This window comes from Sphaerimonospora sp. CA-214678, from assembly GCF_050942215.1.
Lineage (GTDB): Bacteria > Actinomycetota > Actinomycetes > Streptosporangiales > Streptosporangiaceae > Sphaerimonospora.
In genome coordinates, this window is the sequence record NZ_CP192056.1 from 1,557,982 (window position 1) to 1,574,604 (window position 16,623).

Here is a 16,623-nt window from a genome sequence, read left to right on the forward strand (position 1 = left end):
GAAGGCTGCAGCCATGACAACGGCAGCTACACTTCTCGCGGCTGAGGGCAGCAGCCCGATCATGCCGCACGCATACGAGCTGGTCGTCGGCGGCTTCGCGTTCCTCGTGGTCTTTCTCGTCGTCGGTAAGATCCTCACCCCGCGCATCCAGAAGACGCTGGCCGAGCGGACCGAGGCGATCGAGGGCGGCATCAAGAAGGCCGAGGACCTTCAGGCCGAGGCCCAGCGCACGCTGGCGGACTACCGCGCCCAGCTCGCCGAGGCCCGCCAGGAGGCCGCGCGGCTGCGTGAGGAGGCGCGCGAGCAGGGCGCCCAGATCAAGGCGGAGCTGCGCGAGGAGGCCCAGGCCGAGGCCCGGCGCCTCGTCGAGGCCGCGCACGCCCAGATCGAGGCCGACCGGCAGCAGGCGCTCGCCCAGCTGCAGAGTGAGATCGGCCGGCTGTCCACCGATCTCGCCGGCCGCATCGTCGGCGAGTCCCTGGAGGACGAGGCCCGCCAGCGCCGGATCATCGACCGGTTCCTCGACGAGATCGAGGCCCGACCGGAAGCGGTCCGCTGATGCGTGGTCTGAGCAGGACCGCGAGGGCGGAGGTCGAGGAGCGGTTCAACGCCGTCGCGGCGTCGGCCGACCTCGGCGTGCTGGCCGAGGAGCTGTTCGCGGTCGCCGACCTGTTCGACCGCGAGCACGGGCTGCGGCGGAACCTGTCCGACCCCGCCCGTCCGGCCGAGCAGAAGGCGGACACCGTCCGCGCTCTGCTGGCGGGCCGGATCGGCGAGACCGCGATCGAGGTCACGGCCGCGGCGGTGGGGGCCAGGTGGTCCAGGGCAGGTGACCTGCCCGACACCCTGGAGCGGGTCGGCGTCATGGCGGCGGCGGCCGAGGCCGAGTCAGCGGGCCGGATCGACGACGTCGAGGACGAGCTGTTCCGGTTCGGCCGGATTCTCGCGGCCAACCCGGCGCTGCGCCGCGCGCTCAGCGACCCGGCCATCCCCTCGGAGCGCAAGCGGGACCTGCTCGCCACGTTGCTCGGCGGCAAGGTCGCCCCGTCCACCCTGCGCCTGGTCACACAGCTCGTCACGCATCCGCGAGGACGTAGCCTTGAGACGGTCCTCGACAAGTACGGCTGGATCGTGGCCCAGATCAGGGAGCGCCTGGTCGGGGTCGTGCGCAGCGCCGTACCGCTCGGGGAACAGCACAAGCAGCGGCTCGCCGCCTGGTTGCGAGCCACCTACGGGCGAGAGGTCCACCTGAACGTGGAGGTGGACCCGCAGGTGCTCGGTGGATTCTCGGTCAAGATCGGGGACGACTACATCGACGCCACCATCGCCGGACGCATCGAAGAAGTCCGCCGCCGGTTGGCCGGCTAAGGCGAATAGGGAGACAGAGAAGAGATGGCGGAGCTTACGATCCGGCCGGATGAGATCCGGGACGCGCTTGAGCGCTTCGTCCAGGCGTACGAGCCGGAAGGCGCCGCGCGCGAGGAGATCGGGACCGTCGTCGACGCCGGCGACGGCATCGCCCATGTCTCCGGCCTGCCCTCGGCGATGGCGAACGAACTGCTGGAGTTCGAGGGCGGCACGCGCGGACTGGCACTGAACCTGGACGTCAGGGAGATCGGTGCGGTCATTTTGGGCGACTTCAGCAAGATCGAGGAAGGGCAGCAGGTCCGCCGCACCGGCGAGGTCCTGTCGGTCCCCGTGGGCGACGCCTTCCTCGGCCGCGTGGTCGACCCCCTGGGCAACCCGCTGGACGGCAAGGGCGCGATCGAGGCCGAAGGCCGCCGCGCCCTGGAGCTGCAGGCGCCCTCGGTGGTCCAGCGCCAGCCGGTGAAGGAGCCGCTGCAGACCGGCCTCAAGGCGATCGACGCCATGACGCCGATCGGCCGCGGCCAGCGTCAGCTCATCATCGGTGACCGCGGCACCGGCAAGACCGCGATCGCCGTGGACACGATCCTCAACCAGAAGGAGAACTGGCTGTCGGGCGACCCGGACAAGCAGGTGCGCTGCGTCTACGTCGCCGTCGGCCAGAAGGGCTCGACGATCGCCCAGGTCAAGGGCCGCCTGGAGGAGGCGGGCGCGATGGAGTACACCACCATCGTCGCCGCTCCGGCCTCCGACCCGGCGGGCTACAAGTACATCGCCCCCTACACCGGTTCTGCCATCGGCCAGCACTGGATGTACCAGGGCAAGCACGTGCTGATCGTCTTCGACGACCTGACCAAGCAGGCGGACGCCTACCGCGCCGTCTCCCTGCTGCTGCGCCGCCCGCCGGGCCGTGAGGCCTTCCCCGGCGACGTGTTCTACCTGCACTCCCGGCTGCTGGAGCGCTGCGCCAAGCTGTCGAGCGACATGGGCGGCGGGTCGATGACCGGTCTGCCGGTCATCGAGACCAAGGGCAACGACGTGTCGGCGTTCATTCCGACCAACGTCATCTCCATCACCGACGGACAGTGCTTCCTGGAGACCGACCTGTTCAACGCGGGTGTCCGACCGGCGATCAACGTCGGTGTCTCGGTCTCCCGAGTCGGCGGCTCGGCCCAGATCAAGGCCATGAAGAAGGTCGCGGGCACGCTCCGTCTGGCGCTGTCGCAGTACCGCGACCTGGAGGCGTTCGCCGCATTCGCCTCGGACCTGGACGCGGCCTCCCGCGCCCAGCTGGAGCGCGGCGCCCGCCTGGTGGAGCTGCTCAAGCAGGCGCAGTACAGCCCGTTCCCGGTCGAGCAGCAGGTCGTGTCGGTGTGGGCCGGCACCACCGGTGAGCTCGACGAGGTGCCGATCGAGGACATCCGCCGCTTCGAGACCGAGTTCCTCGAGCACCTGCAGCACGAGCACAAGGGCATCTTCGACAGCATCCGGGAGACCAAGGACCTGTCCGACGACACCGTGACCACGCTCAAGGACGCCATCACGGAGTTCAAGAAGGGCTTCACCACCTCCAGTGGCGAGCTGCTGGTCAAGGACATGCCCGTCGAGGCTCTGGAGGCCGGCGAGGTCGGCCAGGAGACGGTCGTCCGGCGCGTCCGCAAGATCGAGAAGAAGTAGCGCATGGGTGCCCAGCTGAGACTCCTGCGCCGGCGGATCAAGTCGGTCAGGTCGACCGCGAAGATCACCCGGGCGCAGGAGCTGATCGCCTCCTCACGTATTGTGAAGGCCCAGCAGCGTATGCAGGCGGCCGTGCCGTACGAGCGTGAGATCACCAACGCGGTGTCGGCGGTCCTGTCGAACTCGACGACGGTGGACCACCCGCTGATGGCGGCGAAGGAGCACGCGTCCTCCGCCGGCGTCCTCATCGTGACCAGCGACCGCGGCTTCTGCGGCGGCTTCAACGCCAACGTCCTCCGTGAGGCCGAGGCGCTGAAGGGTCACCTGGTCGAGCGGGGCCTCGCGGTGAAGCCGTTCGTCACGGGCCGCAAGGGCCTCACCTGGCACCGGTTCCGCAGCCGTGAGATGACCGGGGAGTGGGAGGGCTTCTCCGACAACCCGGGCTACGCGGACGCCAAGGAGATCGCGAACGCGCTGATCGGCTCGTTCACGGACGACGACGGGATCGACGAGATCCACATCGTCTACACCGAGTTCGTCTCGATGCTGACGCAGAGCGTCGTCGTCAAGCGGATCCTTCCGCTTGAGGTCGAGGAGGAGGCGGAGGAGCTCGAGGAGGGCCCGGTTCCCTACTACGAGTTCGAGCCCGACGCCGGTGAGGTGCTCAACTCGCTGCTGCCGCGCTACATCGAGTCGCGCATCTACAACGCGCTCCTCCAGTCGGCCGCCTCCGAGCACGCCGCCCGGCGCCGCGCCATGAAGTCGGCCACCGACAACGCCAACGAGCTCATCGGCGTGTTCACCCGCCAGATGAACCAGGCTCGCCAGGCCGAGATCACCCAGGAAATCAGCGAGATCGTCGGTGGCGCGAACGCGCTGGCTGACGCCGCAGCGGGGAAAGAGTGAAATGACCGCACAGACTGTTGAGACCAGCGTGGGCCGGGTCGCCCGCGTCACCGGTCCGGTCGTCGACGTGGAGTTCCCCGTCGAGGCCATGCCGGACATCTACCAGGCCCTCACCGTCGACGTCACGCTCGGCGGGGACACCAAGACCCTGACCCTCGAGGTCGCCCAGCACCTCGGGGACAACCTCGTCCGGGCCATCTCGATGCAGCCCACCGACGGTGTCGTCCGCGGCGCCGCCGTCGTCGACACCGGCGCGCCGATCTCGGTGCCGGTCGGCGACGTCGTGAAGGGCCACGTGTGGAACGCCCTGGGCGACCCGCTCGACACGGACAAGGCCTCGCTGCAGGTCGCCGAGCGGTGGCCGATCCACCGGCCGTCCCCGGCGTTCGACCAGCTCGAGTCGCGCACCGAGATGCTGCCCACCGGCATCAAGGTCATCGACCTGCTCACGCCGTACGTGAAGGGCGGGAAGATCGGTCTGTTCGGCGGCGCGGGCGTCGGCAAGACCGTTCTGATCCAGGAGATGATCCGCCGGGTCGCGCTGAAGTTCTCCGGCACCTCGGTGTTCGCGGGCGTCGGCGAGCGCACCCGTGAGGGCAACGACCTCTGGCTGGAGATGGAGGAGGCGGACGTCCTCAAGGACACCGCGCTCGTCTTCGGTCAGATGGACGAGCCGCCGGGCACCCGTCTGCGGGTGGCGCTGTCCGCGCTGACGATGGCGGAGTACTTCCGCGACGTGCAGAAGCAGGACGTGCTGCTGTTCATCGACAACATCTTCCGGTTCACCCAGGCGGGTTCGGAGGTGTCGACGCTGCTCGGCCGCATGCCGTCCGCCGTGGGTTACCAGCCGACCCTCGCCGACGAGATGGGTGTGCTCCAGGAGCGCATCACGTCCACGCGCGGTCACTCGATCACCTCCATGCAGGCGATCTACGTGCCCGCCGACGACATCACCGACCCGGCGCCGCACAACGCGTTCGCGCACCTCGACGCGCAGACCGTGCTCTCGCGGCCGATTTCGGAGAAGGGCATCTACCCCGCGGTGGACCCGCTCGACTCCTCGTCGCGGATCCTCGACCCGCAGATCATCGGTGAGGAGCACTACGCGGTCGCCCAGGAGACCAAGCGGATTCTGCAGAAGTACAAGGAACTGCAGGACATCATCGCGATCCTCGGCATCGACGAGCTCTCCGAGGAGGACAAGGTCACGGTCAACCGGGCGCGCCGGATCGAGCGCTTCCTGTCCCACCCGATGTACGCCGCCGAGGCGTTCACCGGGCAGCCGGGCGAGTTCGTGTCGCTGGACGAGACCATCGCCTCCTTCAAGGGCCTGTGCGCCGGCGAGTACGACCACCTGCCCGAGCAGGCGTTCTTCATGGTCGGCGGTATCGAGCAGGCCATCGCCAAGGCGAAGGAACTCGAGCGCTGACCAGTCGGCTCGGAGGGAGCTGAAAGTGGCGAAGCTACACGTTGGTTTCGTGTCGCCGGAGCGTGAGCTCTGGTCCGGCGAGGCCGACATGGTGATTGCCAAGACGGTGGAGGGTGAGATCGGTATTCTGCCTAATCACGCTCCTGTTCTCGGTGTGCTCGTCGAGGGCGGCGTGCTGCGCGTGAAGCGTGACGGCGAGCTCGACCTCGTGGCCGCGGTGCACGGCGGATTCATCTCGGTCGCCGACAACCAGGTATCCGTCCTGGCCGAGGTGGCGGAGCTCGGCTCCGAGGTCGACGTCGCGGCGACCAAGGACGCGCTGCAGCGCGCCCAGGCATCGATCGAGGCGGACCAGGCGGACGCGGACGCACGACTTGAAGCCAAGCGCGCGGCGGCTCGGCTGCGCGCTGCCGGCGAAGAGGTTTGATTCCGAACAAAGAGGGAGGGCGGCGATGACGGCGCTTGGGATTCTTCTCGGGATGCTCGTCGTGGCCGCCCTCCTGTTCGTACGTGCCTTCGCCCTGGCACACAGCCGGGGAGCCATCATCTGCCGGATACGCGCGCGGGACGGTGGCTGGAAGAACGGAGTGGCCCGCTACGTCGGGGGAGAGCTCCACTGGACTCCGTTCCTTGGACTGCGACTGAGGCCGCGCCGCGCGATCGCGAGGCGCGGCCTCACCGTTTCCGACCGGAGAATGCTCACCGGAGCTGAGGGACCGGCGGGCTACTGGGCGGTCGTCTGTTCGGACAAGGGCGGTCCCGTCTCCCTGGCCATGAGCGAGGACGCGCTGACCGGCTTCCTCGCCTGGCTCGAATCCGCCCCGCCCAGCGCCTACCTCGACGCCGCCTGAGGTCGTCTCCAGAACCGGCGGCACCGGGCCCGCCGTCCGGCGCTTCCTATCGGGTGCCGCCGGGCTTCCAGAGGATCTCGCCGCCGCCGGAGACGATCCGGCAGAGGATGAACATGAGGTCCGACAGCCGGTTCAGGTATTTCGCGGTCAGCGGGTTCACGTCGTGGTGTGCCTCCAGCGCGGCCCAGGCCCCGCGCTCGGCACGCCGTACGACCGTGCGGGCGACGTGCAGCAGCGCCGTGCCGGGCGTGCCGCCGGGCAGGATGAAGCTGCGCAGCGGCCTCAGCTGCGCGTTGAACCGGTCGCACTGGGATTCGAGCCAGGTGATGTAGGTGTCCTCGACCCGCAACGGGGGAAACTCGGGACTTTCTGTGACCGGTGTGCACAGGTCGGCGCCGACGTCGAACAGCTCGTTCTGCACGCGCACCAGGACCGCAGTGACGTCGTCGGAGAACTCGCCGGTGGCCAGGGCGGCGCCGATGAAGGCGTTGGCCTCCTCCACGTCGGCGTAGGCCGTCAGCCGTGCGTCGGTCTTGCTGGTGCGGCTCATGTCGCCGAGTGCGGTCGTCCCGTCGTCGCCGGTCCTGGTGTAGATCTTCGAGAGCACCACTGGGTTGTCTCTGTCGCCTCGTGTCATGGCCGCCAGCGTATCCATCGACCGTTTCCCCCCAGCTGACAGATGTCATCTGGAAGCGCTGATATCGGTGTCTACTGTGGTGAGGCCGCCGACGAGATGATCGTCGCATGTTGGAGATATCGAGCCTGCGCAAGACGTTCGGCGCGGCGAAACGCCTCCCCCGGGTGCTCAGGGTTGGAAGGAGCGGCGGAAGATGTGGCTCGCCGTATCGATCAGTCTGTCGATGGGCGGGGTGGGATCGGCGAGCACCCACTCGATGAGCAGTTCGGTGATCGCTCCTGTCATGCCGAGCGAGAGCAGATACGGATCCGAGGGCAGGGCGTGCGGCACATCGTGCACCGCGTCCTGGATGATCTGGGCGAACGACCTCACCGCGTGCTGCCGTGCGTTGCCGAGGACGTCGCCGGCCCGGCGTACCTCCAGGTGCATGAGCCGTGCCCGTCGCACGTCCATGGTGACGAACCGGATGTACTCCCCTATGCCCGCCGCTATCCGATCGTCCAACGTGGGTGGGGCCTTCTCCACCGCCCGGCTCACCGAGTCGAGGGTCTCGCCGACGCAGCGCTCGTAGACCTCGCGCATCAGATCGTCCCTGTTCGCGAAGCACTCGTAGAACGCGCGGTTCGAGATGCGGGCCGTGGAGCAGAGCCGTTCGATGGTGGTGTCGTGGAACCCCGGCTGCGCGAACAGCGTGTACGCCGCGGTGATGAGTCTCTCCTTCCGATCCGCGAGCCGCTGCTCCGCTGTCATCCCCCGATAATCACGCCCCGCCACTTGTTCACCTCGCCAAGTCAGGACCCCCCAAAGCACAACATTATGAACCCAAGATCCTTTTTGTGGAAGTGTCGACATATCAGCACCTTCCAGTCATGCCAAAGATGCCGGAAGGCTTGACAAGGTGGTCAAGCCGTCACTCTGTCATCGCAGCAGGCCACGCTCCAGGGCCGTGGTCACGGCGGCGGTGCGGTCCGAGACGCCCAGCTTGGTGAAGATGCGCAGCAGATGCGTCTTGACGGTTGTCTCGCTGATGAAGAGCGCCTTGCCGATATCGGCGTTGGTCAGCCCCCGCGCGACGAGTGCCAACACCTCCGTCTCGCGCTTGCTCAGCGACCCGGTGACGGGGCTGCGCAGGTGGGTGACCAGCTTGGTGGCCACCGAGGGGGACAGCACGGTCTCGCCCCGCGCGGCGGCGGCGATGGCGGCCAGCAGGTCCGCCCGCGAGGTGTCCTTCAGCAGATAGCCGGTCGCGCCCGCCTCGACGGCCCGCACGATGTCCTGGTCGGTCTCGTACGTCGTGAGCACGATGATGCGGCTCCCGGCCCGCTCGGCCAGGATCCGCCTGGTCGCCGTCACCCCGTCCCCGCCGGGCATCCGCAGGTCCATCAAGATGACGTCCGGCTTCAGTTCGGCGGCCATGACCACCGCCTCGTCGCCGGATCCGGCCTCGCCGGCGACGGTGACATCGGGATCGGACTCCAGCATCCCGCGCAGTCCCTCCCGCACGACGGGGTGGTCGTCCACGATCAGCAGCCGAATCACGACAAGATCACACTCCTGGTCCGCGGGGGATGGGACGCATGGTGACGGTGAGGGAGGTGCCCCGGCCGGGGGCGGACTCGACCGTGAACGTGCCGCCCTCCTGCTCGACCCTGGCACGCATCGACCGCAGGCCGAATCCCGGCGATGCGTCCGAGCCGTCGTCGGCGAAGCCTACGCCGTCGTCGGCGACGGTCAGCGCCACGTCGGCTTCGCCGTACCGGAGCAGGACCGCGACCGACGTGGCCGCCGCGTGCTTACGCACGTTGGCCAGGGCCTCCTGGGCCGCCCGGAGGAGCACGACCTCGGTGCTCGGCGGCAACGGCGGGGAGGGGCCCTCGACGGCGAAGGAGGTCTCGACGTCCAGTTCCTCGCCGAACCTGCCGGTGACCCGCCGCAGCGCCTCCTCCAGGGTCGACCCGTTCAGCGACGGCGGGCCGAGCTCCGCGATCAGGGCGCGTGCCTCGGCCAGGTTCTCCCGGGCGGTCTGGACGGCCAGCGTCAGATGACGCGACGGGTCGGCCTGGGCCTCGGCGGCCTGGATCAGCATGATGATGCTGGTGAATCCCTGTGCGAGGGTGTCGTGGATCTCCCCGGCCAGCCGGGCGCGTTCGGCCAGGGCGCCGCGCTCAGCGGACAGCCGGGCGACCTCGATCCGGCTGGCCCTGAGCTCCTCGATCAGGTGGGCGCGTTCCGCGCTCTGCCTGATGATCCGGGTGATCCACGGGCCGAAGATCAGCGCGAACGTGACGCTGATCGCCGCCGTCACCGTGAAGATCAGCAGCTCGGTGATGCTCGTTTCCCGGCGAAGTGCGAACTGCAACGCGGGTATGAGGTTGATCAGGAGCACCATGACGACAGCGGTGCGCTGACGCAGCATCATGAACGCCTGCGGGCAGAGCGCGAACAGTGTGAACATCGTGGCCTGGGACAGGATCGCCGCGGGGACGAAGGCCATGAGGATCAGCGCCCAGTAGAGGAGGCTGCGACGGCTGCCGTCGTGGTCTCCCTCTTTGATCGCGGGGCGGCCGAGCAGCAGATAGGCGATGGTGCACAGGAACAGCAGCGTGATCGACACGGCCCTGGCCCAGGTCGGGACGCCGGAGTCCAGGAGCACGGAGAAGACCGCCACGGCCAGGGAGACGGCGAAGAGCACCTCCCATCCTCGGAAGGCCTCCCAGGCGTGCGAGCCGGACGTGCCCGCGCCGAGCACGTGCGAGCCGGACGCTGCGGCGTCCGGCTCGTCGCCCGCCGTGCCGTACGGACTCATCCGTCGCGACGGCCCTTCCAGCGGAATGTCGTCAGGCACAGCGCAAGACCTCCGATGAGCCAGGCGGCGAGCACCAAGGCTACGCGGTCCAGTTCGTACGACTTCGTCAGTTCCAGGGCGGCCCCCGCGTCGCCCAGGAACACCGACCGGAAGCCCTGACACATCCACTTCAGCGGGAAGATCGACGAGACGTTGATCAGCCACGTGGGCAGCTCGGTGAACGGGATGAAGACCCCCGAGATGAACTGCAGCACGACGAACGGCATGCTGATCACGGCGGACGCGCTCTTGGCCGAGCGGGGCAGGCTGCTCGCCGCGACGCCGAGCAGGGCCGCCCCGGACACGCCGAGCAGGAACACCCAGGAGAACGTCACCCAGCTCGACACCGCCGAGGGCAGCTCCAGGTCGTACATGAAGACGCCGATGGCGAGCAGGATCACGGTCTCCAGCGACGCGATGACCAGCACGTTGATCACCTTGCCGACGAAGTAGGCGGCACGCGGCATCGGCGTGCCCGCCAGCCGCTTCAGTGTGCCGTCGTCACGGTCGCCGGCGATGCCGATGCCGAGGTTCTGGAACCCGGCGCCCATCACGCCGGCGCCGATCAGGCCGGCGGTGTAGAGCTGGGAGACGGTGATCCCGGTTCCCTCCATGTCGCCGGAGAAGATCGAGCCGAACAGGACGAGGAGAATGATCGGGAAGGAGAAGGTGAAGATGACGGCGTCCTTCTCACGGAAGAACATCTTGTTCTCGATGGCGCCGCGGGCCAGGCCGAGTCTCAGTGTTGACGGCAGCGGGCGGGCGGCGGACGCCGTACGGGTGGCGGCGGCCGTGGCGGTTTCTGTCATTGGAGGCCTCAGCGATCGGGGCGGAAGAATTCGGACCGGGGGAGAGGAACCCGGATCGGGGAACGGTGTTCGCCCGGGTGGGATACGGCTCAGGCGGAGGGTTCGATGAGCCGCAGGTAGATGTCCTCCAGCGTGGGCCGGACGACGGAGAGGCCGGGGACCTCGCCGTCGAACCGCCGGGAGAGCTCGAGCACGGTCTTGGTCGGGGTGTCGGTCTCCACGGAGCCGCCCGCCCAGGTGACCTGGGCCTTGGCGGTCTGCCGGCCGCCCAGCGTCGCCGGCGTGCCCTGGGCGACGATGCGGCCCCGCGCGATGACCGCGACCCGGTCGGCGAGCGCCTCGGCCTCGTCCAGGTAGTGCGTGGTCAGCACGATCGTCGTGCCGTCGTGGGCCAGGCCCTCGATCAGCTCCCAGAACCGCCGCCGCGCCTCCGGGTCGAAACCGGTGGTCGGTTCGTCGAGGAACAGCAGCTCGGGTGCGCCGATGATGCCGAGCGCGACGTCGACCCGCCTGCGCTGGCCACCGGACAGCTGGCGGACCCGCTTGCCGGCGCTCTCGGTGAGTCCGACCTTGGCGATGACCTCGTCAGGGTCACGCGGGTCGGGGTAATAACCGGCGAAATGCCGTACGGTCTCCCGGACGCTCAACTCGGCCGCGTCGTTGGCCGTCTGCAGGACGACGCCGACCCGTGACCGCCACTGTCTGGTCGGCCGGGCCGGGTCGACGCCGAGCACGCTGACCTCGCCGGAATCCCGTGAGCGGTAGCCCTCCAGGATCTCGACCGTGGTCGACTTGCCCGCGCCGTTGGGGCCGAGGATGGCGAAGACCTCGCCCCGCTCGATCTCCAGGTCGATGCCCGCGACCGCTTGGGTGGTGCCGTACCGCTTGGTCAGGCCGCGCACTTCGATGGCGTTTGTCATACCTCAAGGGTCCGTGCCGTACGGCTCCCGCGAAACCACCGGCTGGATGAACCGCGATGTCCTCCCTTCGGTGGACATCGCGGCCTGCCTGCTGCTCCTCCTCCGGCGCGGACCCGCCGGACCTGCCCGCCCTCCGAAGCGCCCGAGCTGTCCGGGCCGCTCATGCCGCCCGTACTGCTCGTGTTGCCCGTGCCGCCCGTACTGCTCGTGCCGCCCGTACTGCTCGTGCCGCTCGGGGAGACTAGAAGAGGGTGTCGGTGCGTTCGATGCCGCGCAGGGCGTCGTAGTCGAGGATGACGCAGCCGATGCCCCGGTCGGCGGCCAGGACGCGGGCCTGCGGCCTGATCTCCTGGGCCGCGAAGATCCCCTTGACCGGTGCCAGGCGCGGATCGCGGTTGAGCAGCTCCAGATAGCGGGTCAGCTGCTCGACGCCGTCGATCTCGCCACGCCGTTTGATCTCGACGGCCACGGTGCCGCCGAGCTCGTCGCGGCACAGGATGTCGACCGGCCCGATCGCCGTCATGTACTCCCGGCGCACCAGCGTCCAGCCCTCGCCCAGCGTGGTGATGTGCTCGGCGAGCAGCTCCTGCAGGTGCGCCTCGACCCCGTCCTTCCGCAGCCCTGGGTCGACGCCCAGCTCGTGGCTGTAGTCGTGCAGGATCTCCTCGATCGTCAGCACGAGCTTCTCGCCCGACTTGCCGTGGACGACCGACCAGGTGAGCACGCCGTCGACGGTCTCCTCGCGTAGCTTGCAGGGCGGGCTCATCCAGTTGAGCGGCTTGTACGCCCGGTCGTCAGCGTGCACGCTGACCGATCCGTCCGCCTTCATCAGGATCAGACGGGGCGCCATCGGTAGATGGGCCGTCAGCCTTCCCACATAGTTCACACTGCACCGGGCGATGACGAGACGCATGGGGTACAGCCTGCCACGCCCGGCGGGGCCGGCGAACCTCTTCCGCCGAGCCCGCCCCCCCACCTGGGTCACGGGGGCCGGGAGCGACTCTGGGAGACTTGCCGACATGATGCGGACATATGACACGGTCGGAGTCGTCGGGCTCGGGACGATGGGCGCCGGGATCGCGGAGGTGTTCGCCCGCTCGGGGCTGCGCGTGATCGGAGTCGAGGCCGACGAGAACGCGCTGGCCAGGGGACTCGGTCATCTGGAGAGCTCGACGGGCAGGGCCGTCGCCCGGGGCAGGATGACCGCCGAGCGGCAGCGGGAGATCCTCGACCGGATCGTCTTCACCACCTCCAGGGAGGATCTGGCCGACGCCGACCTCGTGGTCGAGGCCATCCCGGAGATCATGGAGTTCAAGCGCGACCTGTTCGCCGATCTCGATCGCATCTGCAAGCCGTCGGCCGTGCTGGCGACCAACACCTCCTCCCTGTCCGTCACCGCGATCGCCGCCACCACCTCCCGGCCCGGGCAGGTGGTCGGCATGCACTTCTTCAACCCGGCGCCGGTCATGCGGCTGGTCGAGGTGATCGAGACGGTCGTCACCGAGGAGGGGCTCGCCGCCGAGATCGCGGAACTCGCCCGCAGGCTCGGCAAGACCCCCGTGGTCGCGGGCGACCGGGCCGGGTTCGTCGTCAACCGGCTGCTGCTCGGCTACCTCAACCACGCCTGCCACCTGCTCCAGTCGGGGCTGGCCGGCCAGGACGACATCGACACGGCGATGAAGCGGGGCCTGGGCCTGCCGATGGGGCCGTTCACGCTGCTCGACCTGATCGGTCTGGACACCGCCTTCGAGGTGTGCGAGGTGCTGTTCCGGGAGAGCCGCGACCGCCGTCACGCGCCCGCGCCGATCCTGCGCGAGCTGGTGACCGCCGGACTGCTGGGCCGCAAGACCGGGCGCGGGTTCTACTCCCACACCGGCGAGAGCACGGCCACCGCCCCCGAGTCCCTGCCGAAGCCGGTGACATCGCTGGTCGGCGTCGTCGGCGACGGGCCGGCCGCGGCGTCGCTCGTCTCCGCTCTCGACGCCGCCGGGTTCAAGGCCGTGATCGCCGAGGCGTCCGACCTCGGCCCGGTGGCCGGCGCCGACCTCGTCATCGCGCTGTCGGACGCCCCCGTCGTCGAGCTCGCCGTACGGCTCCCGCGTCCCGAGCGGCTCGTCGGACTGCACCTCGTGGGCGAGTCCGTGGCCGAGGTGGCGTCGACCGTGCTCACCTCCGATGAGGCGGTGACCGCGGTGTGCGATCTGGTGACCACGCTCGGGCGGACCCCGGTGCGCTGCGCCGACCGGGCGGAGCTCGTGGTCGACGCGCTGCTCTACCCCTACCTCAACGACGCGGTGCGGATGCTGGAGTGCGGGTATGCGACGGCGGCGGACATCGACGCGGCGATGCGGCTCGGCTGCGGCTACCCCGCCGGGCCGTTCGAGATGCTGGACGACATCGGCCTGGAGAAGGTCAGGGACGGCCTGCACGCGCTCTACGCCGAATATCGCGACCCCGCCTTCGCTCCCGCGCCCCTGCTGGATCAGCTCGTGACCGCCGGGGTGCCGAGCATCCGGTCGGTCGGATAGGCCAGGACGTCGCCGGTCACGGTGAGCCGGACCAGTTCGCCGAGCGCGGGCAGGTCCTGACCCAGGACCCGGGCGGTGATCTGCGGTCCGGTCGGCAGGAGATCCAGCCGCACGGCGGCGTCGTGGCCGAAGAAGCTGACGCCGGCGACCCGCGCCTCGATTCCGGCGGCGTCGGAGGAAGGATGCAGCCGGATCTGCTCCGGCCGGATCAGCACCGCGCCGTGACGCGCGTCCGCCCACGTCGCGGCGCCGTTGCCCGATTCGCGGAGCGGGAGGACGCCGAGGGCGCATTCGGCCTCGGAGCTTCGCAGGTCCGCCGGGAGCAGGACGGACTCACCGACGAAGCCGGCGACCCCGGTGTCGCAGGGATACCGGTAGAGCGTCGCCGGGGCGTCGAGCTGGACGAGCCGGCCCTGCCGCATCACGGCCACCTGATCGGCCAGCGACAGCGCCTCGGCCTGGTCGTGGGTGACCAGAACGGCGGTGGCCGCGATCTCGCGGAGCGCCTGGACCACGGCCCTCCGGGTTCCCTCGCGCAGCCCGGCGTCGAGGGAGGAGAAGGGCTCGTCCAGGAGGACGACGGAAGGTTCGGGGGCCAGGGCCCGGGCCAGTGCGACCCGCTGTTGCTGTCCGCCGGAGAGCTCGTGCGGGAACCTGGTGGCGAGACGCCGGTCCAGGCCTACCAGGTCGAGCAGCTCGGGCACGCGCTCCCCGGCCCTGCGCGCGGATCTCGGCAGTCCGAAGGTGATGTTGGCGGCCACGGTCAGATGCGGGAAGAGCGCGCCCTCCTGGGCCACGTAACCCACCCGCCGACGCTGAGGCGGGATGGAGTGTCCCGGGGAGAAGACCGTCTGGTCGCCGATGGCGATGGCGCCGGTCTCCGGGTCGTCGAAACCGGCGATCAGCCGAAGCAGGGTGGTCTTCCCGCAGCCGGAGGGGCCGAGCACGGCGGTGAGGCTTCCCGACGGAACGCGCAGGTCGACTCCTTCGAGCACCCGCGTGGCCCCGAAGGACTTGGTGACCCCGGTGATGGTCAGCGCTGTCATCCGTGTGCTCCTTCTTTCGCCGCTCGGATTCTCGTCTCTCGAGTGAGCAGGTAGGTGGCCGGGGCCGAGATCAGCACCATGAGGGCCGCGTAGGGAGCCGAGGCGGCGTAGGCGATGCTGTCGCTGTGGCTCCAGAAGAGGGTCGCGAGCGTGTGGGTGCCGATGGGCGCGAGCAGCAGCGTCGCCGTCAGCTCGGTGACGATGGCGATGAAGACCAGGGCGGCCCCCGCGCCGAGGCCCGGGGCGATCAGCCGCAGCGTGACCCGCCGGAAGGTGGCCAGCCGTCCGGCACCGAGGGCGTGCGCGACGTCCTCGAGCACCGGAGGCGCCTGGGCCAGTGCGGACCGGACGTTCACCATCGTCCTGGGCAGGAACAGGATCGCGTAGGCCACCAGCAGCAGCGTGGTCGTCTGGTAGAGCGCGGGGGTGAGCCGGATCGCGATCGTCACCAGCGCGAGCGCCACGACGATGCCGGGCAGCGCGTTGCCGAAGTAGGTGCTGCGCTCCAGGATGACGCTGAGCCGGCCGGGCCGGCGGACGCACAGCCAGGCCACCGGCAGCGCGATGACCGTGGTGATGATCGCGCCGCCCGCGCCCAGCCCGATCGAGGTCAGCGCTGTCGTGACCAGCGTCCCGACCGGGAACGCCGCCGAGGTTCCCTTGGCCAGCCAGTAGCCCAGGCTGCCCAGCGGCACACCGAGCGCGAGCGCGATCAGCACGCCCAGGCCGAGCAGTACCGGGATGGTGCCGCGGCCGAGCCGCGTCCGGGGGGCGGGGCGGGCGGAACCCGCGCCCAGCCGGGCGTAGCGGGCCCGCCCGCGCAGCCTGAGCTCGGCGAGGAGCAGCAGCAGGCACAGCAGTACCAGCACCCCGGCGAGCATGTTGGCGGCGGGGCCGTTGAACGTCGACTGGTACTGGTCGTAGATCGCTGTGGTGAAGGTGGGGAAGCGGAGCATCTGCAACGCCCCGAACTCCGCAAGCAGATGCAGGCCGATGAGCAGGGAGCCGCCGAGCAGCGCGGGCCGCAACTGGGGCAGGACGACCCGCAGGAAGGTGCGCCAGGGCGAGTGCCCCAGTGCGTGCGCTGACTCCTCCAGCGCCGGGTCGAGGCCGCGCAGCGCGGCGGCCACCGGAAGGTAGACCAGCGGGAAGTAGGAGAGCGTGACGATGAGCAGTGCCCCGCCGTACCCGGTGGCTCCGGGCAGGAGCGACACCCAGCCGTAGCTGTTGACGAACGCGGGGATGGCCAGCGGGGCCACCAGCAGCACGTTCCACACCCGCCGGCCGGGGAGCGTGGACCGTTCGACCAGCCAGGCCGCACCGACTCCGATCGCCGCGCAGAGCAGTACGCAGCCGGCCATGAGCCGGACGGTGTTCCACAGCAGTTCGCCCGTACGCGGCCGGAAGACGAGCCGGGCCGCCTCTGTGAGGCCGATGCTCGCCGAGTAGACGACGACGAATCCCAGCGGGATCAGCGCGATCAGCGCGACGAACACCGAGGCGAACAGCATCAGCGGTGGATAAGACCGCTCCGTCCGGCCTGTCCCCCTTCTGCGCTTGATGCGCTTCATGTCGGGAAATCGTACGGCGGGGTTCTCCCCGTTGACGCC

The 16,623-nt window shown here is 69.6% G+C and carries 17 protein-coding genes; 8 read left to right on the forward strand and 9 right to left on the reverse strand.

What is annotated here, in order from left to right; translation table 11 throughout:
* Positions 1-13 precede the first annotated feature (13 nt).
* The 7 genes from ACQP1K_RS07215 to ACQP1K_RS07245 are packed head-to-tail and all read left to right on the forward strand — an operon-like array spanning position 14 to position 6,228.
* Positions 14-559 (forward strand): F0F1 ATP synthase subunit B, encoded by a 546-nt coding sequence (locus ACQP1K_RS07215; RefSeq protein ID WP_433500093.1) that lies wholly within the window; start codon positions 14-16, stop codon positions 557-559.
* On the forward strand, positions 559-1,368 hold the full coding sequence (locus ACQP1K_RS07220) for a F0F1 ATP synthase subunit delta (RefSeq protein ID WP_433500094.1): 810 nt from the start codon (positions 559-561) through the stop codon (positions 1,366-1,368). Before ACQP1K_RS07215 ends, ACQP1K_RS07220 begins: the two co-directional genes overlap by 1 nt.
* Positions 1,369-1,392: 24 nt before the next feature.
* Entirely contained in the window at positions 1,393-3,042 is a 1,650-nt protein-coding gene (atpA, locus tag ACQP1K_RS07225) for a F0F1 ATP synthase subunit alpha (RefSeq protein WP_433500095.1), read from the forward strand.
* 3 nt (positions 3,043-3,045) lie between these two features.
* Positions 3,046-3,948 carry a F0F1 ATP synthase subunit gamma gene (locus ACQP1K_RS07230; protein WP_433500096.1) on the forward strand — a complete coding sequence of 301 codons (903 nt, stop codon included), beginning with the start codon at positions 3,046-3,048 and terminating at the stop codon, positions 3,946-3,948.
* A gap of 1 nt (position 3,949) precedes the next feature.
* Positions 3,950-5,377, forward strand: coding sequence for a F0F1 ATP synthase subunit beta (atpD, locus tag ACQP1K_RS07235; protein ID WP_433500097.1), 1,428 nt, complete (start codon positions 3,950-3,952; stop codon positions 5,375-5,377).
* A 25-nt stretch (positions 5,378-5,402) separates the two neighbouring features.
* Complete coding sequence (locus ACQP1K_RS07240; RefSeq protein ID WP_433500098.1) at positions 5,403-5,804, forward strand: F0F1 ATP synthase subunit epsilon; 402 nt, start codon at positions 5,403-5,405, stop codon at positions 5,802-5,804.
* A 25-nt stretch (positions 5,805-5,829) separates the two neighbouring features.
* Positions 5,830-6,228, forward strand: coding sequence for a DUF2550 domain-containing protein (locus ACQP1K_RS07245; protein ID WP_433500099.1), 399 nt, complete (start codon positions 5,830-5,832; stop codon positions 6,226-6,228).
* A gap of 46 nt (positions 6,229-6,274) precedes the next feature.
* Here ACQP1K_RS07245 and ACQP1K_RS07250 read toward each other — a convergent pair whose 3' ends face one another.
* From ACQP1K_RS07250 to nucS, 7 genes are all read right to left on the reverse strand, one after another.
* Positions 6,275-6,865 carry a cob(I)yrinic acid a,c-diamide adenosyltransferase gene (locus tag ACQP1K_RS07250; protein WP_433500100.1) on the reverse strand — a complete coding sequence of 197 codons (591 nt, stop codon included), beginning with the start codon at positions 6,863-6,865 and terminating at the stop codon, positions 6,275-6,277.
* A gap of 168 nt (positions 6,866-7,033) precedes the next feature.
* The gene (locus ACQP1K_RS07255; protein ID WP_433500101.1) at positions 7,034-7,615 is read right to left on the reverse strand and encodes a TetR/AcrR family transcriptional regulator; all 582 of its coding nucleotides are present in this window, start codon (positions 7,613-7,615) and stop codon (positions 7,034-7,036) included.
* A gap of 168 nt (positions 7,616-7,783) precedes the next feature.
* On the reverse strand, positions 7,784-8,404 hold the full coding sequence (locus ACQP1K_RS07260; protein WP_433500102.1) for a response regulator: 621 nt from the start codon (positions 8,402-8,404) through the stop codon (positions 7,784-7,786).
* A 7-nt stretch (positions 8,405-8,411) separates the two neighbouring features.
* Positions 8,412-9,710, reverse strand: a complete 1,299-nt coding sequence (locus ACQP1K_RS07265) for a sensor histidine kinase (protein ID WP_433500103.1) — start codon at positions 9,708-9,710, stop codon at positions 8,412-8,414.
* The gene (locus ACQP1K_RS07270; protein ID WP_433500104.1) at positions 9,668-10,519 is read right to left on the reverse strand and encodes an ABC transporter permease; all 852 of its coding nucleotides are present in this window, start codon (positions 10,517-10,519) and stop codon (positions 9,668-9,670) included. Before ACQP1K_RS07270 ends, ACQP1K_RS07265 begins: the two co-directional genes overlap by 43 nt.
* 89 nt (positions 10,520-10,608) lie before the next feature.
* On the reverse strand, positions 10,609-11,439 hold the full coding sequence (locus tag ACQP1K_RS07275) for an ABC transporter ATP-binding protein (RefSeq protein ID WP_433500105.1): 831 nt from the start codon (positions 11,437-11,439) through the stop codon (positions 10,609-10,611).
* A gap of 241 nt (positions 11,440-11,680) precedes the next feature.
* A complete protein-coding gene (nucS, locus tag ACQP1K_RS07280; protein WP_433500106.1) occupies positions 11,681-12,352 on the reverse strand; it encodes an endonuclease NucS in 672 nt (223 codons plus the stop codon).
* A gap of 106 nt (positions 12,353-12,458) precedes the next feature.
* Here nucS and ACQP1K_RS07285 point away from each other — a divergent pair, with 106 nt between their 5' ends.
* The gene (locus ACQP1K_RS07285) at positions 12,459-13,967 is read left to right on the forward strand and encodes a 3-hydroxyacyl-CoA dehydrogenase family protein (RefSeq protein WP_433500107.1); all 1,509 of its coding nucleotides are present in this window, start codon (positions 12,459-12,461) and stop codon (positions 13,965-13,967) included.
* Here ACQP1K_RS07285 and ACQP1K_RS07290 read toward each other — a convergent pair.
* Entirely contained in the window at positions 13,922-15,013 is a 1,092-nt protein-coding gene (locus ACQP1K_RS07290) for an ABC transporter ATP-binding protein (RefSeq protein ID WP_433500108.1), read from the reverse strand. The two genes, ACQP1K_RS07285 and ACQP1K_RS07290, sit on opposite strands and share 46 nt — an antisense overlap.
* Positions 15,010-16,584, reverse strand: a complete 1,575-nt coding sequence (locus ACQP1K_RS07295) for an ABC transporter permease (RefSeq protein ID WP_433500109.1) — start codon at positions 16,582-16,584, stop codon at positions 15,010-15,012. Before ACQP1K_RS07295 ends, ACQP1K_RS07290 begins: the two co-directional genes overlap by 4 nt.
* Between the last annotated feature and the right edge of the window lie 39 nt (positions 16,585-16,623).

Excerpts from the sequence above, each read along its gene's own strand:
- ACQP1K_RS07215 (WP_433500093.1), top strand. The coding sequence starts at position 14 with ATGACAACGGCAGCTACACTTCTCGCGGCTGAGGGCAGCAGCCCGATC.
- ACQP1K_RS07220 (WP_433500094.1), top strand. The coding sequence starts at position 559 with ATGCGTGGTCTGAGCAGGACCGCGAGGGCGGAGGTCGAGGAGCGGTTC.
- atpA (WP_433500095.1), top strand. The coding sequence starts at position 1,393 with ATGGCGGAGCTTACGATCCGGCCGGATGAGATCCGGGACGCGCTTGAG.
- ACQP1K_RS07230 (WP_433500096.1), top strand. The coding sequence starts at position 3,046 with ATGGGTGCCCAGCTGAGACTCCTGCGCCGGCGGATCAAGTCGGTCAGG.
- atpD (WP_433500097.1), top strand. The coding sequence starts at position 3,950 with ATGACCGCACAGACTGTTGAGACCAGCGTGGGCCGGGTCGCCCGCGTC.
- ACQP1K_RS07245 (WP_433500099.1), top strand. The coding sequence starts at position 5,830 with ATGACGGCGCTTGGGATTCTTCTCGGGATGCTCGTCGTGGCCGCCCTC.
- ACQP1K_RS07250 (WP_433500100.1), bottom strand. The coding sequence starts at position 6,865 with ATGACACGAGGCGACAGAGACAACCCAGTGGTGCTCTCGAAGATCTAC.
- ACQP1K_RS07255 (WP_433500101.1), bottom strand. The coding sequence starts at position 7,615 with ATGACAGCGGAGCAGCGGCTCGCGGATCGGAAGGAGAGACTCATCACC.
- ACQP1K_RS07270 (WP_433500104.1), bottom strand. The coding sequence starts at position 10,519 with ATGACAGAAACCGCCACGGCCGCCGCCACCCGTACGGCGTCCGCCGCC.
- ACQP1K_RS07275 (WP_433500105.1), bottom strand. The coding sequence starts at position 11,439 with ATGACAAACGCCATCGAAGTGCGCGGCCTGACCAAGCGGTACGGCACC.
- nucS (WP_433500106.1), bottom strand. The coding sequence starts at position 12,352 with ATGCGTCTCGTCATCGCCCGGTGCAGTGTGAACTATGTGGGAAGGCTG.
- ACQP1K_RS07285 (WP_433500107.1), top strand. The coding sequence starts at position 12,459 with ATGATGCGGACATATGACACGGTCGGAGTCGTCGGGCTCGGGACGATG.
- ACQP1K_RS07290 (WP_433500108.1), bottom strand. The coding sequence starts at position 15,013 with ATGACAGCGCTGACCATCACCGGGGTCACCAAGTCCTTCGGGGCCACG.
- ACQP1K_RS07295 (WP_433500109.1), bottom strand. The coding sequence starts at position 16,584 with ATGAAGCGCATCAAGCGCAGAAGGGGGACAGGCCGGACGGAGCGGTCT.